Source organism: Dermatophilaceae bacterium Soc4.6, assembly GCA_039889245.1.
Classification (GTDB): Bacteria; Actinomycetota; Actinomycetes; order Actinomycetales; family Dermatophilaceae; genus Lapillicoccus.
Map to the genome: position 1 here is coordinate 3,638,913 of JAZGVH010000002.1, position 25,691 is coordinate 3,664,603.

Annotated in this window: 23 protein-coding genes and 2 tRNA genes; 16 read left to right on the forward strand and 9 right to left on the reverse strand. The window is 72.1% G+C overall.

Going from position 1 to position 25,691, the window contains the following annotated elements:
* Nucleotides 1-62 precede the first annotated feature (62 nt).
* Entirely contained in the window at nt 63-488 is a 426-nt protein-coding gene (locus V3N99_17110; protein MEO3938456.1) for a globin, read from the forward strand.
* A gap of 224 nt (nt 489-712) precedes the next feature.
* Here the strand turns inward: V3N99_17110 and V3N99_17115 are convergent, their stop codons facing one another.
* The 3 genes from V3N99_17115 to pepN all read right to left on the reverse strand — a co-directional run bounded on the left by V3N99_17115 (nt 713) and on the right by pepN (nt 4,874).
* Nucleotides 713-1,174, reverse strand: a complete 462-nt coding sequence (locus tag V3N99_17115; GenBank protein ID MEO3938457.1) for a hypothetical protein — start codon at nt 1,172-1,174, stop codon at nt 713-715.
* A 171-nt stretch (nt 1,175-1,345) separates the two neighbouring features.
* Nucleotides 1,346-2,293, reverse strand: a complete 948-nt coding sequence (locus V3N99_17120; GenBank protein MEO3938458.1) for a mechanosensitive ion channel family protein — start codon at nt 2,291-2,293, stop codon at nt 1,346-1,348.
* On the reverse strand, nt 2,286-4,874 hold the full coding sequence (pepN, locus tag V3N99_17125; protein MEO3938459.1) for an aminopeptidase N: 2,589 nt from the start codon (nt 4,872-4,874) through the stop codon (nt 2,286-2,288). Before pepN ends, V3N99_17120 begins: the two co-directional genes overlap by 8 nt.
* 182 nt (nt 4,875-5,056) lie before the next feature.
* Between pepN and V3N99_17130 the strand changes: the two genes are divergently transcribed.
* From V3N99_17130 to V3N99_17140, 3 genes are all read left to right on the forward strand, one after another.
* Nucleotides 5,057-5,641, forward strand: coding sequence for a DsbA family protein (locus V3N99_17130; GenBank protein MEO3938460.1), 585 nt, complete (start codon nt 5,057-5,059; stop codon nt 5,639-5,641).
* Nucleotides 5,641-6,108: a ribose-5-phosphate isomerase gene (locus tag V3N99_17135; protein MEO3938461.1), complete on the forward strand. Its 468-nt coding sequence runs from the start codon at nt 5,641-5,643 to the stop codon at nt 6,106-6,108. Before V3N99_17130 ends, V3N99_17135 begins: the two co-directional genes overlap by 1 nt.
* A 280-nt stretch (nt 6,109-6,388) precedes the next feature.
* Nucleotides 6,389-7,429, forward strand: a complete 1,041-nt coding sequence (locus V3N99_17140) for a PP2C family protein-serine/threonine phosphatase (GenBank protein MEO3938462.1) — start codon at nt 6,389-6,391, stop codon at nt 7,427-7,429.
* A gap of 39 nt (nt 7,430-7,468) precedes the next feature.
* Here V3N99_17140 and V3N99_17145 read toward each other — a convergent pair whose 3' ends face one another.
* A complete protein-coding gene (locus V3N99_17145; GenBank protein ID MEO3938463.1) occupies nt 7,469-7,693 on the reverse strand; it encodes an antitoxin in 225 nt (74 codons plus the stop codon).
* Between the two features lie 157 nt (nt 7,694-7,850).
* Here V3N99_17145 and V3N99_17150 point away from each other — a divergent pair, with 157 nt between their 5' ends.
* Complete coding sequence (locus tag V3N99_17150) at nt 7,851-8,567, forward strand: tRNA (guanosine(46)-N7)-methyltransferase TrmB (GenBank protein ID MEO3938464.1); 717 nt, start codon at nt 7,851-7,853, stop codon at nt 8,565-8,567.
* Nucleotides 8,568-8,596: 29 nt separating this feature from the next.
* Here V3N99_17150 and V3N99_17155 read toward each other — a convergent pair.
* Nucleotides 8,597-8,670: transfer RNA gene (locus V3N99_17155), tRNA-Gly, on the reverse strand.
* A 98-nt stretch (nt 8,671-8,768) separates the two neighbouring features.
* Between V3N99_17155 and V3N99_17160 the strand changes: the two genes are divergently transcribed.
* A tRNA-Pro gene (locus V3N99_17160) sits at nt 8,769-8,842 on the forward strand.
* A gap of 10 nt (nt 8,843-8,852) precedes the next feature.
* Here the strand turns inward: V3N99_17160 and V3N99_17165 are convergent.
* Nucleotides 8,853-9,419, reverse strand: a complete 567-nt coding sequence (locus V3N99_17165; GenBank protein ID MEO3938465.1) for a hypothetical protein — start codon at nt 9,417-9,419, stop codon at nt 8,853-8,855.
* Nucleotides 9,420-9,673: 254 nt separating this feature from the next.
* Here V3N99_17165 and tig point away from each other — a divergent pair, with 254 nt between their 5' ends.
* The 7 genes from tig to V3N99_17200 all read left to right on the forward strand — a co-directional run bounded on the left by tig (nt 9,674) and on the right by V3N99_17200 (nt 16,681).
* The gene (gene tig, locus V3N99_17170) at nt 9,674-11,035 is read left to right on the forward strand and encodes a trigger factor (protein ID MEO3938466.1); all 1,362 of its coding nucleotides are present in this window, start codon (nt 9,674-9,676) and stop codon (nt 11,033-11,035) included.
* Between the two features lie 171 nt (nt 11,036-11,206).
* A complete protein-coding gene (locus tag V3N99_17175) occupies nt 11,207-12,778 on the forward strand; it encodes a hypothetical protein (protein ID MEO3938467.1) in 1,572 nt (523 codons plus the stop codon).
* A 161-nt stretch (nt 12,779-12,939) separates the two neighbouring features.
* A complete protein-coding gene (locus V3N99_17180) occupies nt 12,940-13,563 on the forward strand; it encodes an ATP-dependent Clp protease proteolytic subunit (protein MEO3938468.1) in 624 nt (207 codons plus the stop codon).
* A gap of 11 nt (nt 13,564-13,574) precedes the next feature.
* Complete coding sequence (locus V3N99_17185; GenBank protein ID MEO3938469.1) at nt 13,575-14,249, forward strand: ATP-dependent Clp protease proteolytic subunit; 675 nt, start codon at nt 13,575-13,577, stop codon at nt 14,247-14,249.
* Nucleotides 14,250-14,481: 232 nt separating this feature from the next.
* Nucleotides 14,482-15,771 (forward strand): ATP-dependent Clp protease ATP-binding subunit ClpX, encoded by a 1,290-nt coding sequence (gene clpX, locus V3N99_17190; protein ID MEO3938470.1) that lies wholly within the window; start codon nt 14,482-14,484, stop codon nt 15,769-15,771.
* Nucleotides 15,772-15,798: 27 nt separating this feature from the next.
* The gene (locus V3N99_17195; GenBank protein MEO3938471.1) at nt 15,799-15,948 is read left to right on the forward strand and encodes a hypothetical protein; all 150 of its coding nucleotides are present in this window, start codon (nt 15,799-15,801) and stop codon (nt 15,946-15,948) included.
* An 82-nt stretch (nt 15,949-16,030) separates the two neighbouring features.
* Nucleotides 16,031-16,681 carry a hypothetical protein gene (locus V3N99_17200; protein ID MEO3938472.1) on the forward strand — a complete coding sequence of 217 codons (651 nt, stop codon included), beginning with the start codon at nt 16,031-16,033 and terminating at the stop codon, nt 16,679-16,681.
* Here V3N99_17200 and V3N99_17205 read toward each other — a convergent pair.
* From V3N99_17205 to V3N99_17215, 3 genes are all read right to left on the reverse strand, one after another.
* The gene (locus V3N99_17205) at nt 16,670-18,061 is read right to left on the reverse strand and encodes an NAD-binding protein (GenBank protein ID MEO3938473.1); all 1,392 of its coding nucleotides are present in this window, start codon (nt 18,059-18,061) and stop codon (nt 16,670-16,672) included. The genes V3N99_17200 and V3N99_17205 overlap by 12 nt on opposite strands.
* 88 nt (nt 18,062-18,149) lie before the next feature.
* Nucleotides 18,150-20,804 carry a valine--tRNA ligase gene (valS, locus tag V3N99_17210; protein MEO3938474.1) on the reverse strand — a complete coding sequence of 885 codons (2,655 nt, stop codon included), beginning with the start codon at nt 20,802-20,804 and terminating at the stop codon, nt 18,150-18,152.
* 42 nt (nt 20,805-20,846) lie between these two features.
* Nucleotides 20,847-22,775: an ABC transporter ATP-binding protein gene (locus V3N99_17215; protein ID MEO3938475.1), complete on the reverse strand. Its 1,929-nt coding sequence runs from the start codon at nt 22,773-22,775 to the stop codon at nt 20,847-20,849.
* A gap of 92 nt (nt 22,776-22,867) precedes the next feature.
* Between V3N99_17215 and V3N99_17220 the strand changes: the two genes are divergently transcribed.
* The 3 genes from V3N99_17220 (at nt 22,868) to V3N99_17230 (ending at nt 25,660) form a co-directional block, all read left to right on the forward strand.
* Nucleotides 22,868-23,350: a MarR family winged helix-turn-helix transcriptional regulator gene (locus tag V3N99_17220; protein ID MEO3938476.1), complete on the forward strand. Its 483-nt coding sequence runs from the start codon at nt 22,868-22,870 to the stop codon at nt 23,348-23,350.
* 79 nt (nt 23,351-23,429) lie between these two features.
* Complete coding sequence (locus tag V3N99_17225; GenBank protein MEO3938477.1) at nt 23,430-24,890, forward strand: aldehyde dehydrogenase (NADP(+)); 1,461 nt, start codon at nt 23,430-23,432, stop codon at nt 24,888-24,890.
* A 32-nt stretch (nt 24,891-24,922) separates the two neighbouring features.
* Nucleotides 24,923-25,660: a lysophospholipid acyltransferase family protein gene (locus tag V3N99_17230; protein ID MEO3938478.1), complete on the forward strand. Its 738-nt coding sequence runs from the start codon at nt 24,923-24,925 to the stop codon at nt 25,658-25,660.
* Nucleotides 25,661-25,691 lie beyond the last annotated feature (31 nt).

Below are 25,691 nucleotides of genomic sequence, written 5' to 3' on the forward strand. Positions count from 1 at the left end.
CCCGGTGGCGTTGGCGGGTCGCTGGTGACGAGCGTCGCGGCAGCGTCTGTGAGGATGGAGCGGTGAGCTTCTACGAGGAGGTCGGGGGTCGCCCGACGTTTGCCCGGCTGGTGCACGAGTTCTACCGCGGAGTGGCCGAGGACCCCGGTCTGCGCGCGCTCTACCCCGAGGAGGACCTCGGTCCCGCGCAGGACCGGCTCCTCGGCTTCCTCGAGCAGTACTGGGGCGGGCCCACGACCTACAGCGAGCAGCGGGGCCATCCCCGCCTGCGCATGCGCCACCACCCGTATGCCGTCACCCCCACCCAGCGCGACCGCTGGCTCACGCACATGATCGGGGCCGTCGACCTGCTGCGCGACGACGGCACCCTCGACGCCACCCACGACCTGCTGCTGCGCGACTACCTGCACAGGGCCGCCGAGTCCCTGGTCAACGCCCCCGACGAGCCGGCTGCGCCGGGCGGGCAGGGCGGGCACGCAACGCTCTGAGCGCGCCACCCGACATGCTTCAGGGTCAACAGAGCGGCATACGGGCCGGTCCTGCGCTGTGGCGCGTGTCCGGGAGACCCCTCAGGCGGCCCGAGTCCTCGGCGGAGGCCACACAGGGATCCCGCGGCGCGCGTCCAGCCAGGACCGGAGCGCCCACCGCACCCAGTCTGGCTCGAGCATCACGTCCTCCCACGAGAAGCGCAGGACCGCCCACTGCCAGACGGTCAGCCCGGTGTAGCGACGGGCGTCACGGCGCAGGTGCCGGCGTGAGCTGTGGGGCCTCGAAGCCCTCGGCCTCGAGAGCGAGCAGCAGGCGGGGGTCGCCGAGGTCGACCCTGGCCCACAGGCCGCAGTCCCAGATGGCGTGCTGCGGCTCGGTGTAGCTCGGGGATCTCCGAGATGATGGCGCGTTCGCGGTCGGCGGCAGGCAGGTTGCGCCAGCTCGGGTGCACGGCAGTGGCGTCGGCAGCGTTGAGGTGACGGGTGCGCTGGTAGGTCACCCAGGGCCTGTGCGGCTCGGTCTTCACCGCCCACCCGTGGGCGACGGCGGCCGACAGGTGTGAGAGGGTCCCGCTGGTCAGGTGCGCCACGCGCTGGTGCTCGGTCACCGTCCGCAGCTGACGCCAGGTGGCGCAGTCACCGAATCGGCGCAGCACCTGCCCGACGTCGTGGCTCGATGCCCTCATGGAGCCAGCCTCCTCATCGCGCGGCGCCACTGCTCGCGTCATCCACAGGCCACCCGGACATGCCCCACGGGTGAGGTGGGCGGCGAGTCTCGGGGCACCCTCTCCGTGGCGCAGGTCGGGGAGCGCGTACCCAGTCGCCTCCAGGCGTCAGCGGCGGGGTCGGCGTCGGGGTCAGGTCGGGGACGGAGGCAGGACCATGCCGACCGGCACGACGAGGCCGGCCTCGTCAAAAGCCTTGAGCACCCGCTCGCGCATCTCGCGCTGCACCCCGACGTTCTGCGTCGGAGCGCAGCGGGCGAGCACCCGGATCGTCGCGATCCCGGCCGTCACCGACTCGACCCCGGCGACGGTGGGGGCCTCGACGAGGTCATCGTCCCAGGGCGGCTCGGTGGGCATCGAGGCCAGTGCGCTGTTGATGACCTCGATGGCGCGGGGCACGTCGTCGCGAGACCCGACGGGGATGTCGACGACCGCCATCGACCAGCCCTGGGAGCGGTTGCCGATGCGCAGGATCTCGCCGTTGCGCACGTACCAGACGATGCCGGTCCAGTCGCGGATGCGGGTGACCCGCAGCGAGACCTCCTCGACGGTGCCGACGACCTCGCCGGTGTCGACGACGTCACCCACGCCGTACTGGTCCTCGACGATCATGAAGATGCCCGATAGGAAGTCCTTGACCAGGCTCTGCGCACCGAAGCCCAGCGCCACGCCCCCCACGCCTGCCGAGGCGAGGAGCGGCCCGAGCGGCAGGCCCAGCAGCGACATCACGGTGAGCAGGGCGATGCCCAGCACGACGAACGAGGTGATGCTGCGCAGCAGCGAGCCCATCGTCGTCGTGCGCTGGACGTGCCGCTGGTGGGCCAGGCCCGCGGCGTCGGCCAGGGCTCGGCCCGCCCGCCCGGGCAGGGTGGGGATGCGGGCGGCGCTGCGGCTGGTCGCCGCCACGACGGTGCGCGCGATGACACGGTGCAGCACCCAGCGCAGCACGACAGCGCCGACGAGGGTGACGACGATCAGCAGCGGCGTGCCGAGGAGCCGGTCCCACACCGAGCCGGTGTTCGCGGAGGGCAGGATCGTGCGCAGCGCCTCGGCGAGCCGGATGAGGGCCCCCTCAACCACGCTTGGCATCCGCCTCCTGGGCTCGCACCGCCGTCCGCACCGTGTCGAGGTTCTCGCTCACGAGGCGGCGCAGGGCGGGCGGAGCGTCGGGGTGCTCCTCGAGCCAGGAGCTCGTGGTCGCCTCCAGCTCGGGGCCGACGAGGCCGAGCGGGTAGAAGAAGGTGACGATCCGCTCGCGGATCGCGGCCGAGCGCGACTCCCACACCGGCAGCAGCATCTCGTGCCACTTCGCGACGTAGTCGCCGAGCAGCGCCTCGGCGTCGAGGGCCCGGTTGAAGCCGGTGCCCAGCGCCTCGATGACGGAGTTGGGCTGACCGTCCTCCTCGACCGCCAGGCGCCAGGCCTGGGCCTTCGCCTGCGGCGTCGGACGGGCCGCCTGCGCGTGGAAGGCGCGCTCACGACCGACGGCGGTGCGGTCGCGGGCCGCCTCGTCCTCGATCTCGGCCTCGTCCGCCGCACCGGCCGCGGCGAGGGCCGAGAGGAAGACCCAGCGCAGGTCCTGGTCCATCTCGAGGCCGGGGTAGGGCGCCGTGCCGTCGAGCGCGCCGCGGAGCCGGGCGACGTCCTGCTCACCGTGGCCGAGCCGGGCGAAGGCGGTGACGAGCTGGTACTGCCGGTCGCTGCCGGGCTCGGCGGTCTGGGCGAGGTCGCGCAGGGCGTCGGCGACGGCCCGCACCCGCGCGGCCCGGTGGGCTGGTGCGGTGAAGGCGGTGGCCGAGGTGATGAGCGACGACGGGATCTGCTTGGTGGTCTGCAGGATCGTGCGCAGGACCGTCGACTGCTGCTCGACGGCGGCGCATGCGAGCAGCACGGTCACGAGGTCCCCGGGAGCCAGGTCGCCCTCGCGCACCATCTCCCACAGCGAGCCGATGACGATCGAGCGCGGGAGGCTGTCGGCGAAGTCGGCCGCGTGCGCGAGGGCCGTGGCCAGCGAGCGGTCGTCGAAGCGCAGCTTGGCGTAGCTGAGGTCGTCGTCGTTGGGCAGGATCAGGTCGGGCTGTGTCAGGCCGACGAGGTCGGGCAGCGGCGTCTGCTCGCCCTCGACGTCGACCTCGTGGCGGCTGGTGCGCTGCAGCACGCCGTCCTGCAGCGAGTAGAGACCCACCGCGATGCGGTGCGGCCGCAAGGTCGGGTAGGCCGGGTCGGCGGTCTGGATGATGCTCGCCTGCGTGATCGTGCCCGACTCGTCGGCCTCGAGCTCGACGCGCAGGGTGTTGACCCCGGAGGTCTTGAGCCAGGCCTGCGACCACGCGCTGAGGTCGCGGCCCGACCCGGCCTCGAACTCGGCGAGGAGGTCGGCGAACTGCGTGTTGCCCCAGGCATACTTCGCGAAGTAGGTGCGCAGCCCGGCGGTGAAGGCCTCGCGCCCGACGTAGGCGACGAGCTGCTTGAGGATCGACCCGCCCTTGGCGTAGGTGATGCCGTCGAAGTTGACGAGCACGTCGTCGAGATCGCGGATGTCGGCGTAGACGGGGTGGGTCGACGGCAGCTGGTCCTGCTGGTAGGCCCAGGTCTTCTCGTGGCTCTGGAAGGTCGTCCACGCGTCGGGCCACGGCGTGCCGGCCTCGGCCTGGGCGACGGTCGACGCCCACTCGGCGAAGGACTCGTTCAGCCACAGGTCGTCCCACCACTGCATCGTGACGAGGTCGCCGAACCACATGTGGGCCAGCTCGTGCAGGATGGTCAGACCGCGCCGCTCGATGGTCGACTGCGTGACCTTGCCGCGGAAGACGTAGACCTCGGTGATGGTGACGCACCCGGCGTTCTCCATGGCCCCGGCGTTGTACTCCGGTGTGAAGATCTGGTCGTACTTCGCGAACGGGTACTCGCAGTCGAACTCGCGCTCGAAGAACTCGAAACCGGTCTTGGTCAGCTCGAAGATGTGCTCCGCGTCGACGTGCCCCATCAGGGACTTGCGGGCGTAGATCGCCATGGGCACCGGACCCTTGCGCGACGGTGCCTCGTCCCGCACGACCTCGTAGGGGCCGGCGACGAGCGCCGTGACGTACGACGACAGTCGCGGCGTCGGCTCGAAGGCCCAGGTGCGACAGGCGGCCCCGCCACGATCGGTGACGTCGCTCGGCTCCGGGGTGGGGGAGTTCGAGACCAGCTGCCAGTGGGCGGGAGCAGTGACGGTGAAGGCGAAGGTGGCCTTGAGGTCCGGCTGCTCGAAGACCGCGAAGACCCGGCGGGAGTCGGCGACCTCGAACTGCGAGTAGAGGTAGACCTCGTCGTCGACCGGGTCGACGAAGCGGTGCAGGCCCTCGCCGGTGTTGGTGTAGCGCCCGGTGGCCGCGACGACGACCTCGTTGTCGACCGCCAGCTCCGGCAGGGTGATCCGTGAGTCGGTGACGAGGACGGCGGGGTCGAGGGACTCGCCGTTGAGCGTGATCGCGTCGACCGACTCGCCGTCGAAGTCGAGGAAGGTCTCGGCGCCCGCCTGGGCCGAGAAGCGGATGGTGCTCGACGTGGTGAAGGTGCGGGGCCCGGTCGTCAGGTCGAGGACCACGTCGTAGCTGTCGACGCTGACCAGCGCCGCACGGGTGGCCGCTTCGTCGCGGGTGAGGTTGGTACCGGGCACGTCGGGCTCGCTTCTGCATGGGTGGATCGGCGGGTGGGGAGCCGCCTCGTGGGCGGCGTCCATCGTTGCACGACCACACGCAGTGAGAGGATCTGGTCATGACGCCTGTGCAGAAGCCCGCCGCCGCGACGGCCGCCAAGAAGACGACCGCCACCCGCCGCCCCAAGCGCGAGAAGGTCGAGATGTGGTTCGACCCCGCCTGCCCGTGGGCCTGGATGACCTCCCGCTGGCTCATGGAGGTCGAGCAGGTGCGCGACATCACGGTGACGTGGTCGGTGATGAGCCTGGCCGTGCTCAACTCGGGCCGCGACCTGCCCCCGGCCTACCAGGAGCTGATGACCAAGGCGTGGGGCCCGGTCCGGGTCGTCATCGCCGCGGCCGAGGCCCACGGTCAGAAGGTCGTCAAGCCCCTCTACGACGCCATGGGCACCCGGATCCACCTCGAGGGCAACAAGGACTACGCCCAGGTCGTGGTCGAGTCGCTCGCGCAGGTCGGCCTTCCGGCCACCCTGGCCAAGGCCGCCACCCAGAAGAAGTACGACGCCGCCCTCAAGCGCAGCCACAAGCGCGGTATCTCGCTCGTCGGCGAGGACGTCGGCACGCCGGTCGTCTCCGTCGGCGGGACGGCGTTCTTCGGCCCGGTCGTGACGCCCGCCCCCAAGGGAGAGGCCGCCGGCCGACTCTGGGACGGCACCCTCCTGGTCGCCAGCACACCCGGCTTCTACGAGATCAAGCGCACCCGCACGCAGGGCCCGGTGTTCGACTGATGCGGGTCCACATCGGTGGTGACCACGCGGCCTACGACCTGCACCAGGCCCTCGTGGCCCATCTGACCGGGGCCGGACACGACGTGACCGACCACGGCCCGCACGTGCTCGACCCCGAGGACGACTACCCGGTGGCCGTGCTGAGGGCCGCCTGCGCCGTCGCCGCTGACCCGGAGTCGCTCGGCGTCGTCCTCGGGGGGTCGGGCAACGGCGAGCAGATCGCCGCCAACAAGGTGCCCGGCGTGCGGGCGGCGCTCGCGTGGAGCGTCGAGCTCGCCACGCTGGCCCGTGAGCACAACGACGCCCGGGTCGTCTCGATCGGCGGCCGCTTCACTGCCCTCGAGGAGGCTGCAGCCATCGTCGACGCCTTCCTCGCGACGCCCTTCTCCGGGGTGGAGCGCCACGCCCGCAGGCTCGCCATGGTCGCGGCCTTCGAGGCGGACGGGACCCTCCCCGACCAGGCCTGAGCACGGAACAAACGCGCGGGGGGAGTTGTACGGATTGCCGGGACACGGGCGGGCCCGTTGCCCCACAATCAGGACCAGGCGCACGGTGCTCTCGACTCGATCCTCCGACCATCCTCGACCCCACGGCAGGCGGTGACCCTTGACCCTTCGGACACCGGCCCCCGCGGCCGTCGACCCCCTCCAGGCCGGCGATCAGGCCGAGACGACGGTCGTGCTGCCCACCCGCGGCGTCCGGGACCAGGGTCGCGTGGTGCGATCTGCACACGACCTGGGTCGGTGGATGCGACAGAGCCAGACCGCCCGCGGCATCGGGTTCCTGCTGCTGGGCCTGATGATGTGCCTTGTCGGCGTCTGGCGGCCCTACACGATCCCCCCGAGCGCCTACGCGCCTGCAGTCCTGCTGGCCGCCCTCTACCTGCGGCCCTCGTGGATGACGGCCGTCGCCGTGGCGTTCCCGATCGAGCTGATCGTCCTGACCGCGGCCACCAGCTGGAACCGGGGGATCGCCGTCTCGTCCTGGGGGGCGCTGGTCGCCAACGCCCTGGTCATCCTGATGGCTTACGCAGCCAATCGCTCCCGCTCGCGGGTCGGGGTCGAGGGGCACGGCGGCGAGTCGATGTTCGTCGACCTGCGCGACCGGCTCAAGGCGTTCGGCGAGCTGCCCGCCCTGCCGGCGGGGTGGCACGCCGAGAGCGCGGTCGAGTCGGCCTACGGCCAGTCCTTCTCCGGTGACTTCGTCGTCGCCACCAAGGGGCGCGAGGGGCAGCACCTCGAGATCACGGTGGTCGACGTCTCGGGCAAGGGCGTCCAGGCCGGCACCCGCTCGCTCCTGCTGTCGGGCGCCCTCGGTGGCCTGCTCGGCGAGACCCGACCCGACCGCTTCCTCGGCGCCGCCAACAGCTACCTCGTCGCGCAGCAGTGGGACGAGGGCTTCGCCACGGCCGTGCACGTCTCGATCGACCTCACCACCGGCCTGTACGACGTCGGCACGGCCGGCCACCCCGCGGCCGTGCAGTTCCACCGCGGGTCGGGGCGGTGGTCGGTGCTCGACTCGACGTCGGGTCCGGTGCTCGGGGTGCTCGACGGTGCGGAGTACCACCGCACCCAGGGCTCGCTCGAGCGGGGTGACGCGCTCGTGCTCTACACCGACGGGGTCATCGAGACCCGCGACCGCGACCTCAGCGCCGGTGTCGACCGGATGCTGGGCACCGCGGAGCGCCTGGTCACCAAGGGCTTCAAGGGTGGTGCGGCCCGCATCTGCGCGGCCGCGGGAGCGGGCGAGAGCGACGACCGCGCCGTCGTCATGATCTGGCGCGACTGACCGCAGACGGCGCCACGACCCGGGGTCGGACGGCAGCGGTCAGCGGATGTCGTCGTCCTGACCGTCGAGGCCGTCGAGGCCGACCTTGGCCTTGTCGACGCCCTGGGCGATCTGGTCGCTGTGCTGCCCGCCGGTCTTCTCGTCGACGAAGGCCCCGGCCTTGTCGAGGCCGTCACCCACCTGGTTGCCGTGCTGGTCGACGAGCTCGCCCGCCTTCTCCTTCGCCTGGTCGGCGAGGTCGGAGATGTTGTCGAAGAGGCCCATGGTGATCGACTCCTGTGATGCTGGGGGGTGGGTGGCCCGCAGGGGCGTGGCCCCGGCGATCCCCGCCCACCCTAGGACGGAGTGGACCCGTGCGGCATCGGAACAGCGAACTGTCAGGAAACACCCGGTGCCCGGCCTGGCCGCTAGCATCGCGGCCGTGCCATCCGACCTGCCCACTCCCGAGCGCCGCCTCATCGGTGACCCGATGCGCGAGACCGGTCTGCGCCACGTGCGCACCTTCAACGGACGCCAGGGTCGACGCAGCGAGCTCACCGACGAGCGCCTCGCGAGCTTCGGACCCCGGCGCCAGCTGCCCCCGGGCCTGCTCGACCCGCAGGCGGCCTTCGGCCGGGAGGCCCCGGTCGTGCTCGAGATCGGCTGCGGCCACGGCGCGGCCGCCGTCGCCTTCGCCGGTGCTCACCCCGAGCGCGACCTCGTCGCCCTCGACGTGCACGTGCCCGGGCTGGCGCGCCTCATGGCCCTCGCCGAGGAGGCTGGCGTGGGTGGCAACCTGCGGGTCGACCGAGAGGACGCCGTCGCGTTCCTGGTCGAGCGGGTCGCGCCGGCACAGCTCGACACCATCCACCTGTTCTTCCCCGATCCCTGGCCCAAGGAGCGCCACCGGCGCCGCCGGTTCCTGCGCCCCGACACCCTCGACCTCATCGCCGACCGGCTGGCTCCCGGGGGTGAGCTGCTCCTGGCCACCGACCAGACGTTCTACGCCGACCATGTCCGGGAGGTGGTCGGCCACCACGGCGGGCTGGTCGTCTCGCCGGGCTCACGGCCTGCGTGGCGACCTGTGGCGGGCTTCGAGGCCAAGGCGCTCGCGGCAGGGCGCACGGTCAGCGAGCTGAGGCTGACTCGAGCGGGCTGATCTCAGCTCGCGAGGCGGCGGTGACGAGGTGGAGCGGGCGACGAGAATCGAACTCGCGTAATCAGTTTGGAAGACTGGGGCTCTACCATTGAGCTACGCCCGCGCTGACGCGCCGACCGGGGTCGGGGGGATGCGTCCGAGGGGCTAGCCTAGTGGCAGTGCTCGGGCACGAGCCAAATCCGGCTCGGTCCCACGAGTCCACGGGGTATGGCGCAGCTTGGTAGCGCGTCCGCTTTGGGAGCGGAAGGCCGCAGGTTCAAATCCTGTTACCCCGACTCGGTCAGCTCACCCGGACTCGGTGACGTCACCCGACCCGGTCCGGCCCGGCTGGGCCGCGGTCAGCCCCAGCACCTCGCGGATGCCCGACCCGGTGCCGTCGGCCTCGAGCGCCACGACGACCCGGTCGACGCTGCGGGCCGTGGGCCACGCGTGCCGCGCGACGAGGGCGACCGCGAGGACGGCACCGACGGCATACGTGAACCACGAGCTGGGCGACCAGGCGAAGGCTACGACGATGCCGATGAGGGCGGGGGTCTCGGCGAGCACCGCCCGCACGAAGAGCAGACGCTGGAAGGCAGCCTGCGCCTGCTGGTGCGTCTGCGCGACCGGCTCTGAAGCCGCCAGCGGTGCGACCCGGTAGCCGACCCGCTCGATCAGCAGGTGCATCGCGGCCGCGACCACGACGACGGCGAGCACGGCCATCAGCGGCGGGGCCGCGAGCGGCAGGATGAGGGCGAACGCGACGCCGATGAGCACGATCCCGGACGTCATGCCACCCACCACCACCTGGAGCACGCGCAGGGCTGGTGTCGGCGCGGCGACGGGGGAGGACGAGGGGGATGACGAGCTCATGGCGCCAACCTAGCGGGGCGCTCGGCAGCACCGGGGACGACGCCCGAAGCGACGATTCGGCACCGCACGGCCGGGCGGCTAGCATGGTCCTTCGTCCGCCGTGCGGCAAGGACGGGCCGGACAGGCCCGTCGTCCTGCTCGCCCTTCCCGGACTCCGCCAGCCCGGCCGCCATCGCCGTCCGAGCCTCTGCTCGGTCACGCGGGCGTGCGGTGCACCACCCCCCAGCCGATCTGAAGCCTTGGAGAGCCCTGTAGTGAAGAGTGCCGTCGAGACCCTCAACCCGACCCGGGTCAAGCTCACCGTCGAGGTGCCCTACGACGAGCTCAAGCCGAGCCTCGACGCGGCCTACAAGACGATCGGCGCGCAGATCCAGGTGCCCGGCTTCCGCAAGGGCAAGGTGCCCACGCGGATCATCGACCAGCGGGTCGGCCGCGGCGCCGTGCTGCAGGAGGCCGTCAACGAGGCCCTGCCGAAGTTCTACGGCCAGGCCATCGACGAGAACTCGGTGCGTCCGCTCGGGCAGCCCGACGTCGACGTGACCGAGGTGCCGGCCGAGGTCGGCCAGGACCTCAAGTTCACCGTCGAGGTCGACGTGCGCCCCGAGATCACGCTGCCCGACTACTCCGCGATCGCCGTCGAGGTCGACCCCGTGGCCGCGAGCGACGACGACATCGACGAGCGGATGACCACCCTGCGTCAGCGCTTCGGCACCCTCAAGGGCGTCGACCGCGCGGCCCAGGAGGGCGACTTCGTCTCGATCGACCTCAAGGCCACCATCGGCGGCGAGGAGATCGACGCCGTCACCGGGGTCTCCTACGAGGTCGGCTCCAAGAACATGATCGAGGGCATCGACGACGCCCTCGTCGGCATGAACGCCGGCGAGACCAAGGACTTCAGCGCCCCGCTCGCCGGTGGCGACCACCAGGGTGAGGCCGCCCAGTGCGTCGTCACCGTCGCGTCGGTCAAGGAGCGCGAGCTGCCCGAGCTCGACGACGACTTCGCCCAGCTCGCCTCCGAGTTCGACACCCTCGAGGAGCTGCGCGCCGACCTGACGAAGCAGGCCGAGCAGGCCAAGCGCTTCGAGCAGGGTGTGCAGGCCCGCGACAAGGTGCTCGACTCCCTGCTGGCGGCGGTCGACGTGCCGGTGCCCGACAGCATCGTCGAGGCCGAGGTGCACTCGCACCTCGAGGGTGAGAGCCGCCTCGAGGACGACGAGCACCGCGCCGAGGTCACCGAGAGCACCCGCAAGGCCCTGCGGGCGCAGCTGCTCCTCGACGCGATCGTCGAGAAGGAAGAGATCACGGTCGAGCAGCCCGAGCTCATCGAGTACATCGTCATGTCGGCCCAGCAGTACGGCATGGACCCCAACCAGTTCGCCCAGGCGATCGACGGCCAGGGGCAGGTGCCGGCCATGGTGGCCGAGGTGGGCCGCCGCAAGGCGCTCGCCCACGTGCTCGAGCGCGCCACGGTCACCGACACCGACGGCAACGTCGTCGACCTCAACGCCCTCGAGCTGTCCGACGAGGCCGACGACGTCGTCGAGTCCGAGGCCGTCGAGGCGGTCGAGGCCGTCGAGGTCACCAACGGGCCGGACGACGAGGCCAGCACCAGCTGACGGGTCGCGGCCCGGGTCGCGGGCCGCTCCACGTTCGACCAGGATCCGGTCAGTCGCCTCGCGCCTGACCGGATCCTGTCGTCCCGGGCTCGACCACGGCCCGGCGTGCGCGCGTAGGATCAATCTCTCGGTCGCACCGGACCCACACGACCACGGCGGAAGGAGCGGCTCATGCGGCACCCCCACCTCGTCTCGGGCCGTCGACTGCGGGCCGCGCTGGGGGCAGCCACCCTGGCTGCCGCCACCCTGGTCCCCGCGGTCACCGCTCGCGCGGTCCCGGTTCCCGAACCGGTCGCGACGGTCAACCCGTCGGCTGGCAGCTTCTACCCCGTGCCCGCCACACGACTCGTGGGCGCCGCGACGGGGCAGTCGCTCTCGCCCGGGGTGCCGCTGCGGGTGCCCGTCCTCGGTCGTCCCGGGCTGCCGACCGCGGGCGTGTCGGCCGTCGTGGTGAACGTCACCGTGAGCGCGACCTCGGCCCGCACCACCCTGGTCGCCCTCCGTCCCGGTCGGGGCCCCCTGGCCTCCGCTCGTCCGACGACGTCGGTGACGGTGCCGCCGGACGGCACCCGCACGAGCCTGGTGACGGTGCCGCTCGACCCCGAGGGCGCCCTCGACGTCGTCACGTCGTCGCCGGCCCTGATCACCGTCGACCTCGTCGGCCTGTATGCCGCCGACGACACGGTCGTCGCCACTTTCGGCTCCAGCGGTGGCTACCAACCGAGCGACCCCGTCCGGCTCCTGGGGCCTGGTCTCGGTGTCGAGCCGGCGCCCCCGGTCGGGGACACCCTCGACCCCACACCGTCCCCGACCCCCACCGTCGACCCGGTGCTCGCGTCGCCGCTCCCGGGCGGCGGGGTGCGCCGGGTGGCGGTCGACCTCGGCGACGGCACGGCCCGGCACGTGACCGCGCTGCTGCTGCGGGTGTCGGTCGTCTCGGCTCCGTCCCGCGGGCAGGTGACCGTGGCCGCCGACGCCGCTTCGGGGGCCCGCTCGTCCGACGGGTCCGTGCCGCTCGGCCCGTTCGGTCCTCCCGGCCCGTTCGGCGCCGCCGGACCGGGCGCGGTGCCCGCCTCCCCGACCAGTAGCCCGTCGACCACCCTCTCCACGCCGACGCTCTCGCTCGACCGGGGGGTCACGGCCTCCAACCTCGCCGTCGTCCCTGCCCTGCTCGACGACGAGGGACTGATCCGGCTGACCGTCTCCAACGGCTCGTCCACCACGGTGCCCGTCGTGGTCGACCTCGTCGGCTTCTACGACGACGGAGGTCTCGGGGCCGACCTGCGGTTCCGCGCTCTACCGGTCGGCCGGGTGCTCGACACCCGCACCGGCTCCGGAGCCGCACCGCTCGGGACCGGGGGACCGCGGGTCGTCAGCCCGCCCGCCGACGTGGTCGGCGACAACACCTTCGCCCTGGTCGGGTCGCTCACCACCCTGACCACCTCGACCGGAGCCCAGGGGGTGACCGAGCTCGCCCTGCGACGTGACGAGCTCGCAGCTTCGGCTCCCACCGCGGCGACGGCAGGGTCGTTGCCCGCCGGTGCCGCAGACCAGGCCACCACGTCCGTGCAGGCCGAGGTCGGAGCATCCGGGCGCCTCGTCCTGACGGCGTCGAGCGGACCGGTCGAGGCGGTGCTCGACGTGGTCGGCTCGTTCGAGGCCTACCCCGCGGTGGAGGACCCCGACCTGCGCGACTGGGTCCATGCCGTGCCGTCGTGGCAGGTGCGTGCCCTCGCTCGCTGAGTGCGCTCACGGCGAACAGGGCCGTCTTCGGGATTCCTGTGTCGGGGCCTGACGTTAGGGTCACTGGAAGGCTCCTGCCGATGGTGGGCAGGACAACGTCACGAGAAGGAAAAGAGACCGCAGTGGCCCCACAGCGTGAGATCGTCGCCGCCGGTGAAGGCATGGGTGGGCTGGACGACCACATCTACAACCGTCTCCTCAAGGAACGGATCATCTTCCTCGGGTCCGAGGTCCGCGACGACAATGCCAACGCCATCTGCGCGCAGATGCTCCTGCTCGCGGCGGAGGACCCTGAGAAGGACATCTGGCTCTACATCAACAGCCCTGGTGGGTCGGTGACGGCCGGCATGGCCATCTTCGACACCATGCAGTGGGTGCCGAACGACGTCGCCACCGTGGCGATGGGGATGGCGGCCTCGATGGGTCAGTTCCTCCTCAGTGCGGGCACCCCCGGCAAGCGGTATGCCACCCCGCACGCGCGGGTCATGATGCACCAGCCGTCGGGCGGCATCGGCGGCACGGCCAGCGACATCAAGATCCAGGCCGAGCAGATGCTGCACATCAAGAAGACGATGGCCGAGCTGATCGCCGAGCACACCGGTCAGACCCTCGAGCAGATCGAGCGCGACTCCGACCGTGACCGCTGGTTCACGGCCGAGGCGGCCAAGGAGTACGGCTTCGTCGATGCCGTCTTCTCCCGGGCGGCCGACGCCGAGCACGGCGCCGCCCGCAGCGACAGCCCGATCACCGGTGACGCCACGACCGCCGACACCACCGAGAAGTGAGGCGCGAGACCATGGGAGAGCTGATGAACAACCGCCCCTCCGCCCACGTGGGCGGGCTGCACGTGCCCGGCCCCTCGAGCCGGTACATCCTGCCGCAGTTCGAAGAGCGCACGTCCTACGGCATGAAGCGCAGTGACCCGTACACCAAGATGTTCGAGGACCGCATCATCTTCCTCGGGGTGCAGGTGGACGACGCCTCGGCCGACGACATCATCGCCCAGCTCATCGTGCTGGAGTCGCTCGACCCCGACCGCGACATCCTGATGTACATCAACAGCCCGGGCGGGTCGTTCACTGCCATGACGGCGATCTACGACACGATGCAGTACATCCGTCCTGACATCCAGACCTTCGTGGTCGGCCAGGCCGCCTCTGCGGCCGCCGTGCTGATGGCGGCGGGCGCCCCAGGGAAGCGTTTCGCGTTGCCCAACGCCCGCATCCTCATCCACCAGCCGGCTCTGGGTGGCGGCGACTACGGCCAGGCGTCCGACATCGAGATCCAGGCCAACGAGGTGCTGCGCATGCGCACCTGGCTCGAGGACACCCTGGCCAGCCACACCGGCCGCACGGCCGAGCAGGTCAACGAGGACATCGAGCGCGACAAGATCATGTCCGCGGCCGAGGCCAAGGACTACGGCCTCATCGATGAGGTCCTCACCTCGCGCAAGGCCTCGTTCCAGGTCTGAGCCCACCGGCTCGGCGACGCGGGTCGGCCCCCCTCACCAGGGGTCGACCCGCTCCCGTTGCCCGGCGTGAGCGCGGTCGCACTGTCAGCCGTCAGCGGAACTGCCGGCAAGAGGGTGCGCCACACCGCTCGCAGCGCGTGTAATGATCAGCAAAACGTTCAACTGACGGGTAGCGTCAGCCGATAGACAGCACGTCACCCGATCGGGTGACAGCAGGCACAGGAGGCGCGGAGTGGCACGCATCGGAGACGGTGGTGACCTGCTGAAGTGCTCCTTCTGCGGCAAGTCGCAGAAGCAGGTCAAGAAGCTCATCGCCGGGCCGGGGGTCTACATCTGCGACGAGTGCATCGACCTGTGCAACGAGATCATCGAGGAAGAGCTCGCCGAGTCATCCGACCTGGGGCTCGACGAGCTGCCCAAGCCGCGGGAGATCTTCGACTTCCTGCAGAGCTACGTGGTCGGCCAAGACGTCGCCAAGAAGGCCCTCGCCGTCGCGGTGTACAACCACTACAAGCGCATCCAGGCACAGGAGGCCGGGCCGGCCAAGAAGGACGCCGACCACGTCGAGATCTCGAAGTCCAACATCCTGCTGATCGGTCCCACGGGGTGCGGTAAGACCTACCTCGCCCAGACGCTGGCCAAGATGCTCAACGTGCCCTTCGCCATCGCGGACGCCACGGCGCTCACCGAGGCGGGCTACGTCGGCGAGGACGTCGAGAACATCCTGCTCAAGCTGATCCAGGCCGCTGACTACGACGTCAAGAAGGCCGAGACGGGCATCATCTACATCGACGAGGTCGACAAGATCGCCCGCAAGAGCGAGAACCCGTCCATCACCCGCGACGTGTCCGGTGAAGGTGTGCAGCAGGCCCTGCTCAAGATCCTCGAGGGCACGACGGCCTCGGTGCCGCCGCAGGGCGGCCGCAAGCACCCGCACCAGGAGTTCATCCAGATCGACACGACGAACGTGCTCTTCATCGTCGGTGGTGCCTTCGCGGGTCTCGAGAAGCTCATCGAGTCACGCAACGGCAAGAAGGGCCTCGGCTTCGGCAGCGAGCTGCACATGGCCAAGGACCTCAGCGAGCAGATCCACGAGGTCATGCCCGAGGACCTGATGAAGTTCGGCCTGATCCCCGAGTTCATCGGTCGCCTGCCCGTCATCACGACGGTCAGCCCCCTCGACCAGTCGGCCCTCGTGCAGATCCTCACGGGCCCGCGCAACGCCCTGGTCAAGCAGTACCAGAAGATGTTCGACATCGACGGGGTCGAGCTGGAGTTCACCCCCGAGGCGATCGAGGCGGTGGCCGACCAGGCCCTGTTGCGCGGGATCGGAGCCCGCGGGCTGCGCGCGATCATGGAGGAGGTCCTGCTCCCCGTGATGTTCGACGTGCCCAGCGAGGACGACATCGCCAAGGTGGTCATCACCCGCGAGGCGGTCCTCGAGAACGTCAACCCCACGATCGTGCGACGCGACACCGCCACGGCGAGGCCGCGACGCAACCAGCGCAAGGAGAGTGCCTGACCTCAGGCGGCGAAGGGCGCGCTGCCGATGGTGGCCCAGACCGACGGCTCGACGCAGGGCTCCCTCGTGGGGGCGACCATGGTCGTCGTCGCCTTCGTGCTCGTGTTCACCGTGCTCACGGTCACCCGCGAGGAGCTCGCGGCTCGCGAGGACGGCGCAGTCGCGCACCTCGGCTGACCCACCGAGCGTCCGGGTCGGGGTGGGTCCTGCCCCGCCTCGACCCGGACGTCCGTGGGTCGACCCGTGCCACGATGGCCCGATGACGGCCTTCCAGCTCCGCGTGGGAGACCGGGCACCGGTGCAGCACACTGCGACGACCTGCGGTGCCGCGTCGCTGACGGTCGCCCGGCTGCTGGCCGACCCCGGCTTCGCCCGCTGGATGGACAGCGGCGTGTCGGTCGGCTCGGTCGGTCGGGCCTTCCTGCCTGAGCTCGCGACCCCGGACCAGCGGTTCGCGGCGGCTGAGGAGCTCACCATCCGGCGGACCAACCGGCTGGTGGGCCCCGGCCGAGGCGTCCAGCTGCCGTGGCCACGAGCACTGGGCACGCCACCCTGGGGGGCGCGACGCGAGCTCGAGCACGGTGGCTCGCTTCCCGGCACCTCGTACGACGTCGTGTGGTGCCGAGGCGCGGCGGCCCGCCGGCACGTCGCCGAGCGGCTGCGGCGGCAGCTCTCGCCGGGTCGCCCCGCCGCGCTCTACCTCGGCGACCGGTGGCTGCCGCGGCACGTGATCCTGGCGGTCAGCCCCGGGACCGCGGCCCCGGGAGGACCGGTGGGTCTCTACGACCCCGCGGGCGGAGTGGTCACCGCCTTCGACGTCGAGCGCTTCGTGACGGGACGGCTCGGCATCGCCGGCTGGGACGTGGCGTGGTGTGCCGTCCTGCCGCGCGCCGGGTCCTCACCCCCCTGACGCGGTGGCCTCACCGCAGCGGCACCGCTGGGGTGAGCTGCTGGACACGGGCGGACCCTGCGCGCCGAGCAGGCCCACCCCACCGGGCTGGGCGAACACCACCAGGGGGGGACGCCGCCCCACGGTGGCGGCCACGCTGAGAGCCATGAGCGCCGAGACGTCGACGACTCGCCCGATCCGGAAGAGCGAGGTCGTCTCGGCGATGACGTCGTCCTCACCGGCGCGCACGACGACGCGCGCGTCCGGCGCGATGGCCAGGGCGGCGATGGCGATGGCGATGTTGTCGAGCTCGTCGCTGCCGAGGGCGGCCAGGCCGAGCGCCCGTGGCAGACCGAGCCGCTGCATGACGGCTCGGTCGTCGGCGTGGCCGATGACGACCGGGATGCGTGCGGCGCGAGCCAGCCGCAGGTTGGGGGCGTCGGCCTCCCGCTCGACCACGACGACAGGCACGTTCAGCGATCGCAGGAGGAGGCTGACGCGCAGACCCACCTGCCCGAGCCCGGCGACGACGACGTGGTGCGAGCGTGGGAGCGAGCGGCGTCCGAGCAGGCCGACCGACCGGGACGAGCGCAGCCAGTCGACGAGGCCGGCGACGAACGACCCGGTGGCGACAAGGGTCGACAGCATGAGGACCACGGCGACCACGAGGTACCAGCCGGGGGGCTGGTGTCCGACGGCATCGGCCGGGCCGACGGTGGTGACCACGCGGGTCGCGGCATACAGGGCCCGGAGCGGTGGTTCGTGCAGGACCACGACGGTCAGGGCCCAGTCGAGCACGAGGATGGCGAGCAGGCTGGTGACGCCCGCGAGCATGAGGGCGGCAGACCCCTCCTGTCGGCGCGGCACCCAGGCCGTGAGGTGGTGCCACCACGGTGCGGTGGGCGGCGCAAAGGCGGCGGTCTGGACCCGCGAGGTGGAGAGGGCCTCCTCGCCCGGCCCACCGAGGGACCCGGCCAGCAGCAGACGACCGTCAGGGAGCACCGCCAACGCGTCACCGGTGACCGCCGCGACGATGGCCGGGGCGGCCACCTCGGCGGCCGAGGTGGCCAGGCAGTGGGGCACGACCCGCCGCAGCTGCTGCGCCACCGTGCGGTCGAAGACCGACACGACGAGAGCGATCCCGGGCACGATGTGCTCCACCAGCAGCGCCCAGCGCAGCGCCTGCACGTCGGAGCGGACGATCACGACGACCGTGCTGATCCCGGTGGCAACGGCACGCCCGGTCGGTGACGCCAGGGCGGTCCGCACCGCCGCGTCGGTCGGACGGGTCAGGTGGACGACCGGGTGGCCGGACTCGGTGAGGAGCCGACACGTCATCCGGGTGGCCTCGAGGTCACCGACCACCAGGCACCCGCCGGGCAGGTCGGTGTCAGGGGCCATGGCCGATCCTCGCAGCCCCGAAAGCGCTGAACCACCCAGACGGCTATGACGGGGGGCCGCCAGAGTCAAGTCCAGGGCCGGTGCCCGGTCAGGCCTTGGTGCGGGGCTCCGGGGGGACGATGGTCGCGTCGCGGACCTCGAGGGTGTCGGCCGCCGCATACGTCAAGGCGGTGATGTGGCCTGCGGCGGCGAGGTCGCTGGCCGCAGCGCGGACGCGGTCGAGGGTCGCCTCCGGTCCGGCGAGGACCATCGACGAGATCTCGGCCCGCATGCCGACCTTGGCCTCCGACTTGGCCTTGCGCACGCCCGCGAGAGCCTCACCGACCGCGGTGAGCACGGCGGCGTCACCCTCGGCGCCACCGCACAGCTCGGCGCGCGTGGGCCAGGAGGCGCGGTGCACCGAGCCGTCGTGCGACCACGCCCACACCTCCTCGGTGGCGAACACGATGACGGGGGCCAGCAGGCGCAGCTGCACGTCGAGCGCGATGCGCAGGGCAGCGCGGGCCGACGCAGCCGCCTCGGGGGAGACCGGCACCTCGCGGCCGCCGTAGGCCCGGTCCTTGACCAGCTCGAGGTAGTCGTCGCAGAAGGTCCAGAAGAAGGTCTCGCTCACCTCGAGCGCCCGGGTGTAGTCCATGCCCTCGTAGGCCGTCGTCGCCTTGTCGACGACGTCGGCGAGCGCCGCCAGCATGCTGCGGTCGAGCGGCTCGGTGACCAGAGCGCCGAGGGCCACGAGGTCGGTGGCGTCGACCCCCTCGACGTCACCGAAGCCGAGGGCGAACTTGCTGGCGTTGAGCAGCTTGATGGCCAGGCGGCGGCCGACCTTCATCTGCGCGGTGTCGAGGGCGGTGTCGATGCCGAGCCGGGCCGAGGCCGCCCAGTAGCGCACGGCGTCGGTGCCGTGCTCGATGAGCATCCCGATCGGCGTCGTGGCATTGCCCTTGGACTTGCTCATCTTCTTGCGGTCGGGGTCGAGGATCCAGCCGTTGAGCGTGGCGTTGCGCCAGGGCAACGAGCCGTGCTCGAGGTGGGAGCGCACGACGGTGGCGAAGAGCCAGGTGCGGATGATGTCGTGCCCCTGCGGGCGCTGGTCCATCGGGAAGACCGCGGCAAACAGCTCGGGGTCGTCGAGCCAGCCGCCGGCGATCTGCGGGGTGAGGGAGCTCGTGGCCCAGGTGTCCATGATGTCGGGGTCACCGACGAAGCCACCGGGCTGGCCGCGCTGGCTCTCGTCGAAGCCTGCCGGGGCCTCGGCGACGGGGTCGACCGGCAGTGCCGCCTCGGCGGGCACGATCGGGTGCTCGTGGTCGACGTCGCCCGAGGGCAGCACGGGGTACCAGACGGGGATCGGCACACCGAAGAAGCGTTGGCGGCTCACCAGCCAGTCGCCGTTGAGCCCACCGACCCAGTTGTCGTAGCGGCTGCGCATGAAGGCCGGGTGGAAGTCGAGCTCGCGGCCGCGCTCGAGCATCTCCCCACGGATGGCGGCGTCACGCCCGCCGTTGCGGATGTACCACTGCCTCGAGGTCACGATCTCGAGCGGCTTGTCGCCCTTCTCGAAGAAGTTCGCCTTGCGCTGGGTCACCGTCGGTTCGCCGTCGAGGTCGCCACTCGCGCGCAGCCCGTCGACGACCGCGGTGCGGGCCGAGAAGGTCGTCTTCGTCGCCATCTCGTTGAAGAGCGTCCGGCCGGTGTCGGTCGTGACCCACTCGGGCGTCTCGCCCTGGATACGACCGTCGCGGGTGATGACCGAGCGGGTGGGCAGCTGCAGCTCGCGCCACCACTGCACGTCGGTGAGGTCACCGAAGGTGCAGCACATGGCGATGCCGGCGCCCTTGTCCATCTCGGCGAGCGGGTGAGCCAGCACCGGCACCTCGACGCCGAAGATCGGCGAGGTGACCGTGGTGCCGAAGAGACCGGCATACCGCTCGTCGTCGGGGTGGGCGATGAGCGCGACGCAGGCGGGGAGCAGCTCGGGGCGCGTCGTCTCGATGAAGACCGGGGTGCCGTCGCCCCGGTGGAAGGCGACCCGGTGGTAGGCACCCGGGTAGTCGCGGGCCTCGAGCTCGGCCTGCGCCACCGCGGTCTGGAAGGTGACGTCCCACAGCCCCGGCGCCTCGGCCTGGTAGGCCTCGCCGCGGGCGAGGTTGCGCAGGAAGAAGGCCTGCGACACGGCGCGGGACCGCGTGTCGATCGTGCGGTAGGAGATGTCCCAGTCGACCGACAGGCCGAGCCGGCGGAAGGTCTCCTCGAAGGTCACCTCGTCCTTGACCGTCAGCACGTCGCACAGCTCGATGAAGTTGGCCCGGCTGACCGGCCGCTGGTCGGCGGCCTTGGAAGAGCCGCCCTCGCCGCCCTCCTGGAGCGGCACGAACGCGGAGTCGTAGGGCAGGGTCGCGTCGCCGCGCACGCCGTAGTAGTTCTGCACCCGGCGCTCGGTCGGCAGGCCGTTGTCGTCCCAGCCGATGGGGTAGAAGACCTCGTGGCCGGTCATCCGCTTGTAGCGGGCGATGCAGTCGGCCTCGGCGTAGCCGAAGACGTGCCCGATGTGCAGCGACCCGCTGGCGGTCGGCGGTGGGGTGTCAATGGCCCAGATGCCCTCGCGGCCGCCGGCGAGGGCCGCGGCCCGGTCGAAGGTGTAGGTGCCCTGCTCCTTCCAGACCGCGGCCCACTTCTCCTCGAGCCCGTCGACGGTGGGCCTGTCGGGGATCGTCGTGGCGCGGCTGGGCGAGCTGGTCGTCATGGCGCCAGTGTCCCATCCCGCGGTGGCCGCGATGAAACGTCCTTACCCACGCATGGTCACTCGCTCCGTCCACTCGGGTGCAGCGGCCCCGACGGCCGCCCCGACGAGGTCACGGCTGCCCTCACCGGCTCGGACGAGCGCGGCATACCGCCCGTCGCGGGCCAGCAGGTCGTCGTGCGTGCCCAGCTCGACGACCCGACCGTGCTCGAGCACGGCGATCTGGTCGGCGTGGCGCACGGTGGACAGGCGGTGCGCGATGGTGATGGTCGTGCGCCCGCGGGCAGCGGCGTCGAGCGCCGACTGGACCTCGCGCTCGGTGTCGTTGTCGAGCGCGCTGGTGGCCTCGTCGAGCACCAGCACCCGGGGGTCGCGCAGGAGCGTGCGGGCCAGGGCCAGCCGCTGCTGCTCGCCACCGGAGAAGCGCAGACCGCGGGCGCCGACGACCGTGTCGAGCCCGGCGGGGAGCGAGCGCACCAACGGCGCCACCTGCGCTGCGGTGAGCGCCGCCCAGAGCTCGTCGTCACCTGCCTCGGGACGGGCGTGCAGCAGGTTGGCGCGCACCGAGGCGTGCAGCAGGTAGGTGTCCTGCGAGACCACGCCGACGCTGTCGGCGACGTCGTCGGACGAGAGGTCTCGCAGGTCGGTGCCGTCGAGGGTGACCCGGCCGGTGCTCGGGTCGGCGAGGCGCGAGACCAGGCCGGCCAGGGTCGACTTTCCCGAGCCGGTGGCGCCGACGAGGGCGAGGCTGGTGCCGGCGGGGACGACCAGGTCGACGTGCTCGAGCGCGAGGGTCGCCGCGTCGTCGTAGCGGAACGAGATGCCCTTGAGACGCACCTCACCGACCACGCCACCTGCGGGGAGCGGCACCGGGTGGGTCGGGGCCGGCACGCTCGTCTGTAGGTCGAGGTAGCCGAAGATCCTGCTGAACAGGGCCATCGAGGACACGACCGAGACGCCGACGTCGAGCAGACCCATGATCGGTCGGAAGAGCCCGGTCTGCAGCGCCGTGAACGCCACCAGGGTGCCGATGCTCATGTCGCCCGCGGTCGCGGGGAAGCCGGCGGCGAGGTAGATCAGGGCCGGGATGGCCGCGAAGACGATCGACATCGTCGACATGCGCCACCGTCCCGCGAGCTGGGACTGCACCTCGAGGTCGACCAGCTCGTGCGACGTGGCCGAGAACCGCTGCGAGACGCGCTGGCCGGCGCCGAGGCTCTTGCTGAGGGCGACACCGCTGACCGACAGCCCCTCCTCGACCTGGGTCAGCAGCTCGGCCATCGTGCGCTGCTGCCGGGCCGTCAGCTCGCGGCGCAGGAGGGCCACCCGGCGCGAGAGCCAGATCGCGGGCGGCAGGACGAGCAGGGACAGCAGGGACAGTCGCCAGCTGAGGGCCACCATGGCCAGCACGGTGCCGACCGCCGTGGTGAGGTTGGACGCGATGGAGGTGGCGGTCGAGGTCACCACCGACTGCATGCCGGCCACGTCGTTGGTCAGGCGCGACTGGATCTCGCCGTTGCGGGTGCGGGTGAAGAAGGCCAGCGACTGGTGCTGCAGGTGGGCGAAGACGTCGGTGCGCAGGCGGTGCATGACGCGCTGACCGACCAGGGTCGAGCGCCAGGTCTGCAGCACACCCAGCACGGACGTGACCACCGTGACGGCGAGCATGCCGCCGACAGCGAGCAGCAGCAGGCGGGTGTCGCGTTGCGGGAGGGCGACGTCGATCACCTCGCGCAGCAGGAAGGGGGTCGCCAGAGCGATGGTGCTGGAGGCGACGATGAGGGCCAGCACGGCGGCGATCGACCACCGGTAGGGCGTGAAGAGGGCGGCGACGCGCGGCCACGAGACCGGTGACTCGGCCAGCTGGGCGCGGTCGGCGGGGGAGACCCTGCGGGCGGAGGAGGATCCGCCGGGACGGCCGCGGGAGCCGGAGCGGGCCGCGGTCTGGACGGGATCGGAGAAGGTGCTCTGCATGGGCATCGGGCTTTCGGGAGACGGTCGAGGAGGAGGGCTGATGATGAGGTTACCTCATCATGAGGCAACCTCGTCAACGGTAGGCTGGGGACATGCATTCCCCCCGCACACCCGCCGACGGCACCGCGGAGACCGCGCAGGCCGCGCAGACCGACGAGCCGCCCCTCGACGACCTGCTCCTGTCGGTCTCGCGGCGGCTGCGGCGGCAGTGGGCGCACGGGCTGGCGCCGTGGGGGCTGTCGCCCCATCAGGGTCGGGCCCTGCGGGTGGTCACCGTCGACGGCTCGCTGCGGGTCGGTGACCTCGCCGAGGCGCTGCGGATCGCCCCCCGATCGGCCACCGAGGTCGTCGACGGGCTCGTCGAGCTGGGCCTGCTCGAGCGCGCCGCCGATCCCGACGACCGTCGGGCCACCCGGGTGGTGGCCACGCCGGAGGGCCGGCGGGTCAGTGCCGAGGTGCGCGCCGCCCGCACCGCGCGGGCCGACGAGGTCTTCGCGGTGCTCTCCCCGGTCGAGCGGTCGCTGCTGGCCCGGCTCCTGCGCACGCTCGCCGACGGCCCGGACGAGACCGACTGACGGCGGCCCCCGCCGACGCCCCCGCAGCGCGGTGCCGGTCGACCACCCGGCGCGGGCTCGGCGCCCGTAGGTTGGGCAGGTGCACACCTCGGTCACCACCGCCCTCGAGCAGGTCCTCACCGCCGCCGCCGGGGCCGCTCGCCCCTGGGCGTCCACGACTCCCGACCACCGGGCTCGAGCGCTCGAGGCCGTGGCCGACGCGCTCGACGCGCGCGCCGACGAGCTCGTGCCCCTGGCGCTCGCCGAGACGCACCTGCCGCCGCCCCGGCTGCGCGGCGAGCTCGCCCGCACCACCTTCCAGCTGCGGCTGCTCGCCGACCGGGTGCGCAGCGGCCTGCTCGACGACGTGCGCATCGACCACGCCGACCCCGCCTGGCCCATGGGCCCCCGACCCGACCTGCGGCGCACCCTCGTGCCGCTCGGCCCGGTCGTCGTCTTCGCGGCCAGCAACTTCCCCTTCGCGTTCAGCGTCGCGGGGGGTGACACCGCCAGCGCGCTCGCGGCGGGGTGCCCGGTCGTGGTCAAGGCCCACCCCGGCCACCCCGAGCTGTCCCGGGCCACCGCGAGCGTCGTCACGGACGCCCTGCGGGCAGCGGGCGCGCCCGACGGGGTCCTCGGTCTCGTGGAGGGTGTCGAGGCGGGGGTCGCCGCGGTGCAGGACCCCCGCGTCAAGGCGGTCGGCTTCACCGGGTCGCTCCGCGGCGGTCGGCACCTGTTCGACCTGGCCCAGTCCCGACCCGTGCCCATCCCCTTCTACGGAGAGCTCGGCAGCACCAACCCCGTCGTCGTCACCCCCGCAGCCTGGCGCGAGCGCGGGGAGGCGATCGCGGCGGGCCTCGCGGCGTCGTTCACCCTGGGCGCCGGCCAGTTCTGCACGAACCCCGGCGTCGTCCTCGTGCCCGACGTCGCCGGCCTCCTCGCGGCGCTGCCGCCGGTCTCCGGCGCGCAGATGCTCACCCCGGCGCTCGCGGAGGGCTTCGTCTCCGCCGTCGAGGCCCTGGCCTCGCAGCCCGGGGTGGAGGTCGCCCGCCGTGGCGACGGCACGGCATACGACGCACCGGGGGCAGCCGTGCTCACGGCCACGGGCGCCGCCGCCCTGGCCCACCCCGAGATCCTCTCGGCCGAGTGCTTCGGGCCGTCGACCCTGCTCGTCGGCTACCGCGACCGCGAGCAGCTCCTGCAGCTGGTCGACGAGCTCGGCGGCCAGCTGACGGCCACCGTGCAGGCCGGCGGAGAAGACGACACCCTGGCCCGCGAGCTCGTCCCGCTGCTGGCCGAGCACGCCGGTCGCGTGCTCTGGAACGACTGGCCGACCGGGGTGACGGTCAGTGACGCACAGCACCACGGAGGGCCCTACCCGGCCTCCACGGCGAGCGCGACGACCTCGGTGGGGACGGCGGCGGTCGCGCGCTTCCTGCGGCCGGTCGCCTTCCAGGGGCTGCCCGACGACGCGCTCCCGCAGACCCTGCGCGACGGCGCTGACGGGCCTCGACTGGTCGACGGACGACGGGTGGGCGACGTCTCACCGGCACGGCCCTGACGTCGGCCGTCGCCGCCCAGTAGGTTGGCGGCATGGAGCCCGTCTACGCGCCGGTCATCGCCCTCGCGCGCACCCTCTTCGCGGTCGAAGGCCTGAAGTTCACCCTCACGGGCACCGAGCACGTGCCGCGCAGCGGGGGAGCGGTCATGGTCATCAACCACACCGGCTACATGGACTTCACGTATGCCGGGTGGGCGGCCCAGCCCGCCCACCGCTACGTGCGGTTCATGGCCAAGGAGAGCGTCTTCCGCCACCGCATCAGCGGGCCGCTGATGCGCGGGATGAAGCACATCCCGGTCGACCGCGCCCAGGGCGCGCAGTCCTACCGCACCGCCGTCGACGTGCTGCGCGCGGGTGAGATCGTCGGCGTGTTCCCCGAGGCCACCATCTCGCAGTCGTTCGAGCTGAAGGACTTCAAGAACGGCGCCGCCCGGATGGCCAGGGAGGCGGGCGTCCCCCTCCTGCCCACCGTGATCTGGGGGTCGCAGCGCGTGTGGACCAAGGGTCACCCCAAGCGGCTCGGTCGCCACCACGTGCCCATCACCGTCGACATCGGCGCCCCGGTCCCGGTGGGGCGCGACGACGACGTCGACGCCGTGACCGCCGCCGTGCGTCAGACGATGACCGGGATGCTCCACCGGGCGCAGGCGGCCTACGAGCCGCTCACCGGTGACGAGCGGATCTTCCTGCCGGCCCGGCTGGGGGGCTCGGCCCCGACCCTCGAGGCGGCCACCGCCGCCGAGGCGTCCGAGCGCCGTCGCCGCGCCTGACGCGCCATCCGTCGGGCATGGGTCCTAGAGT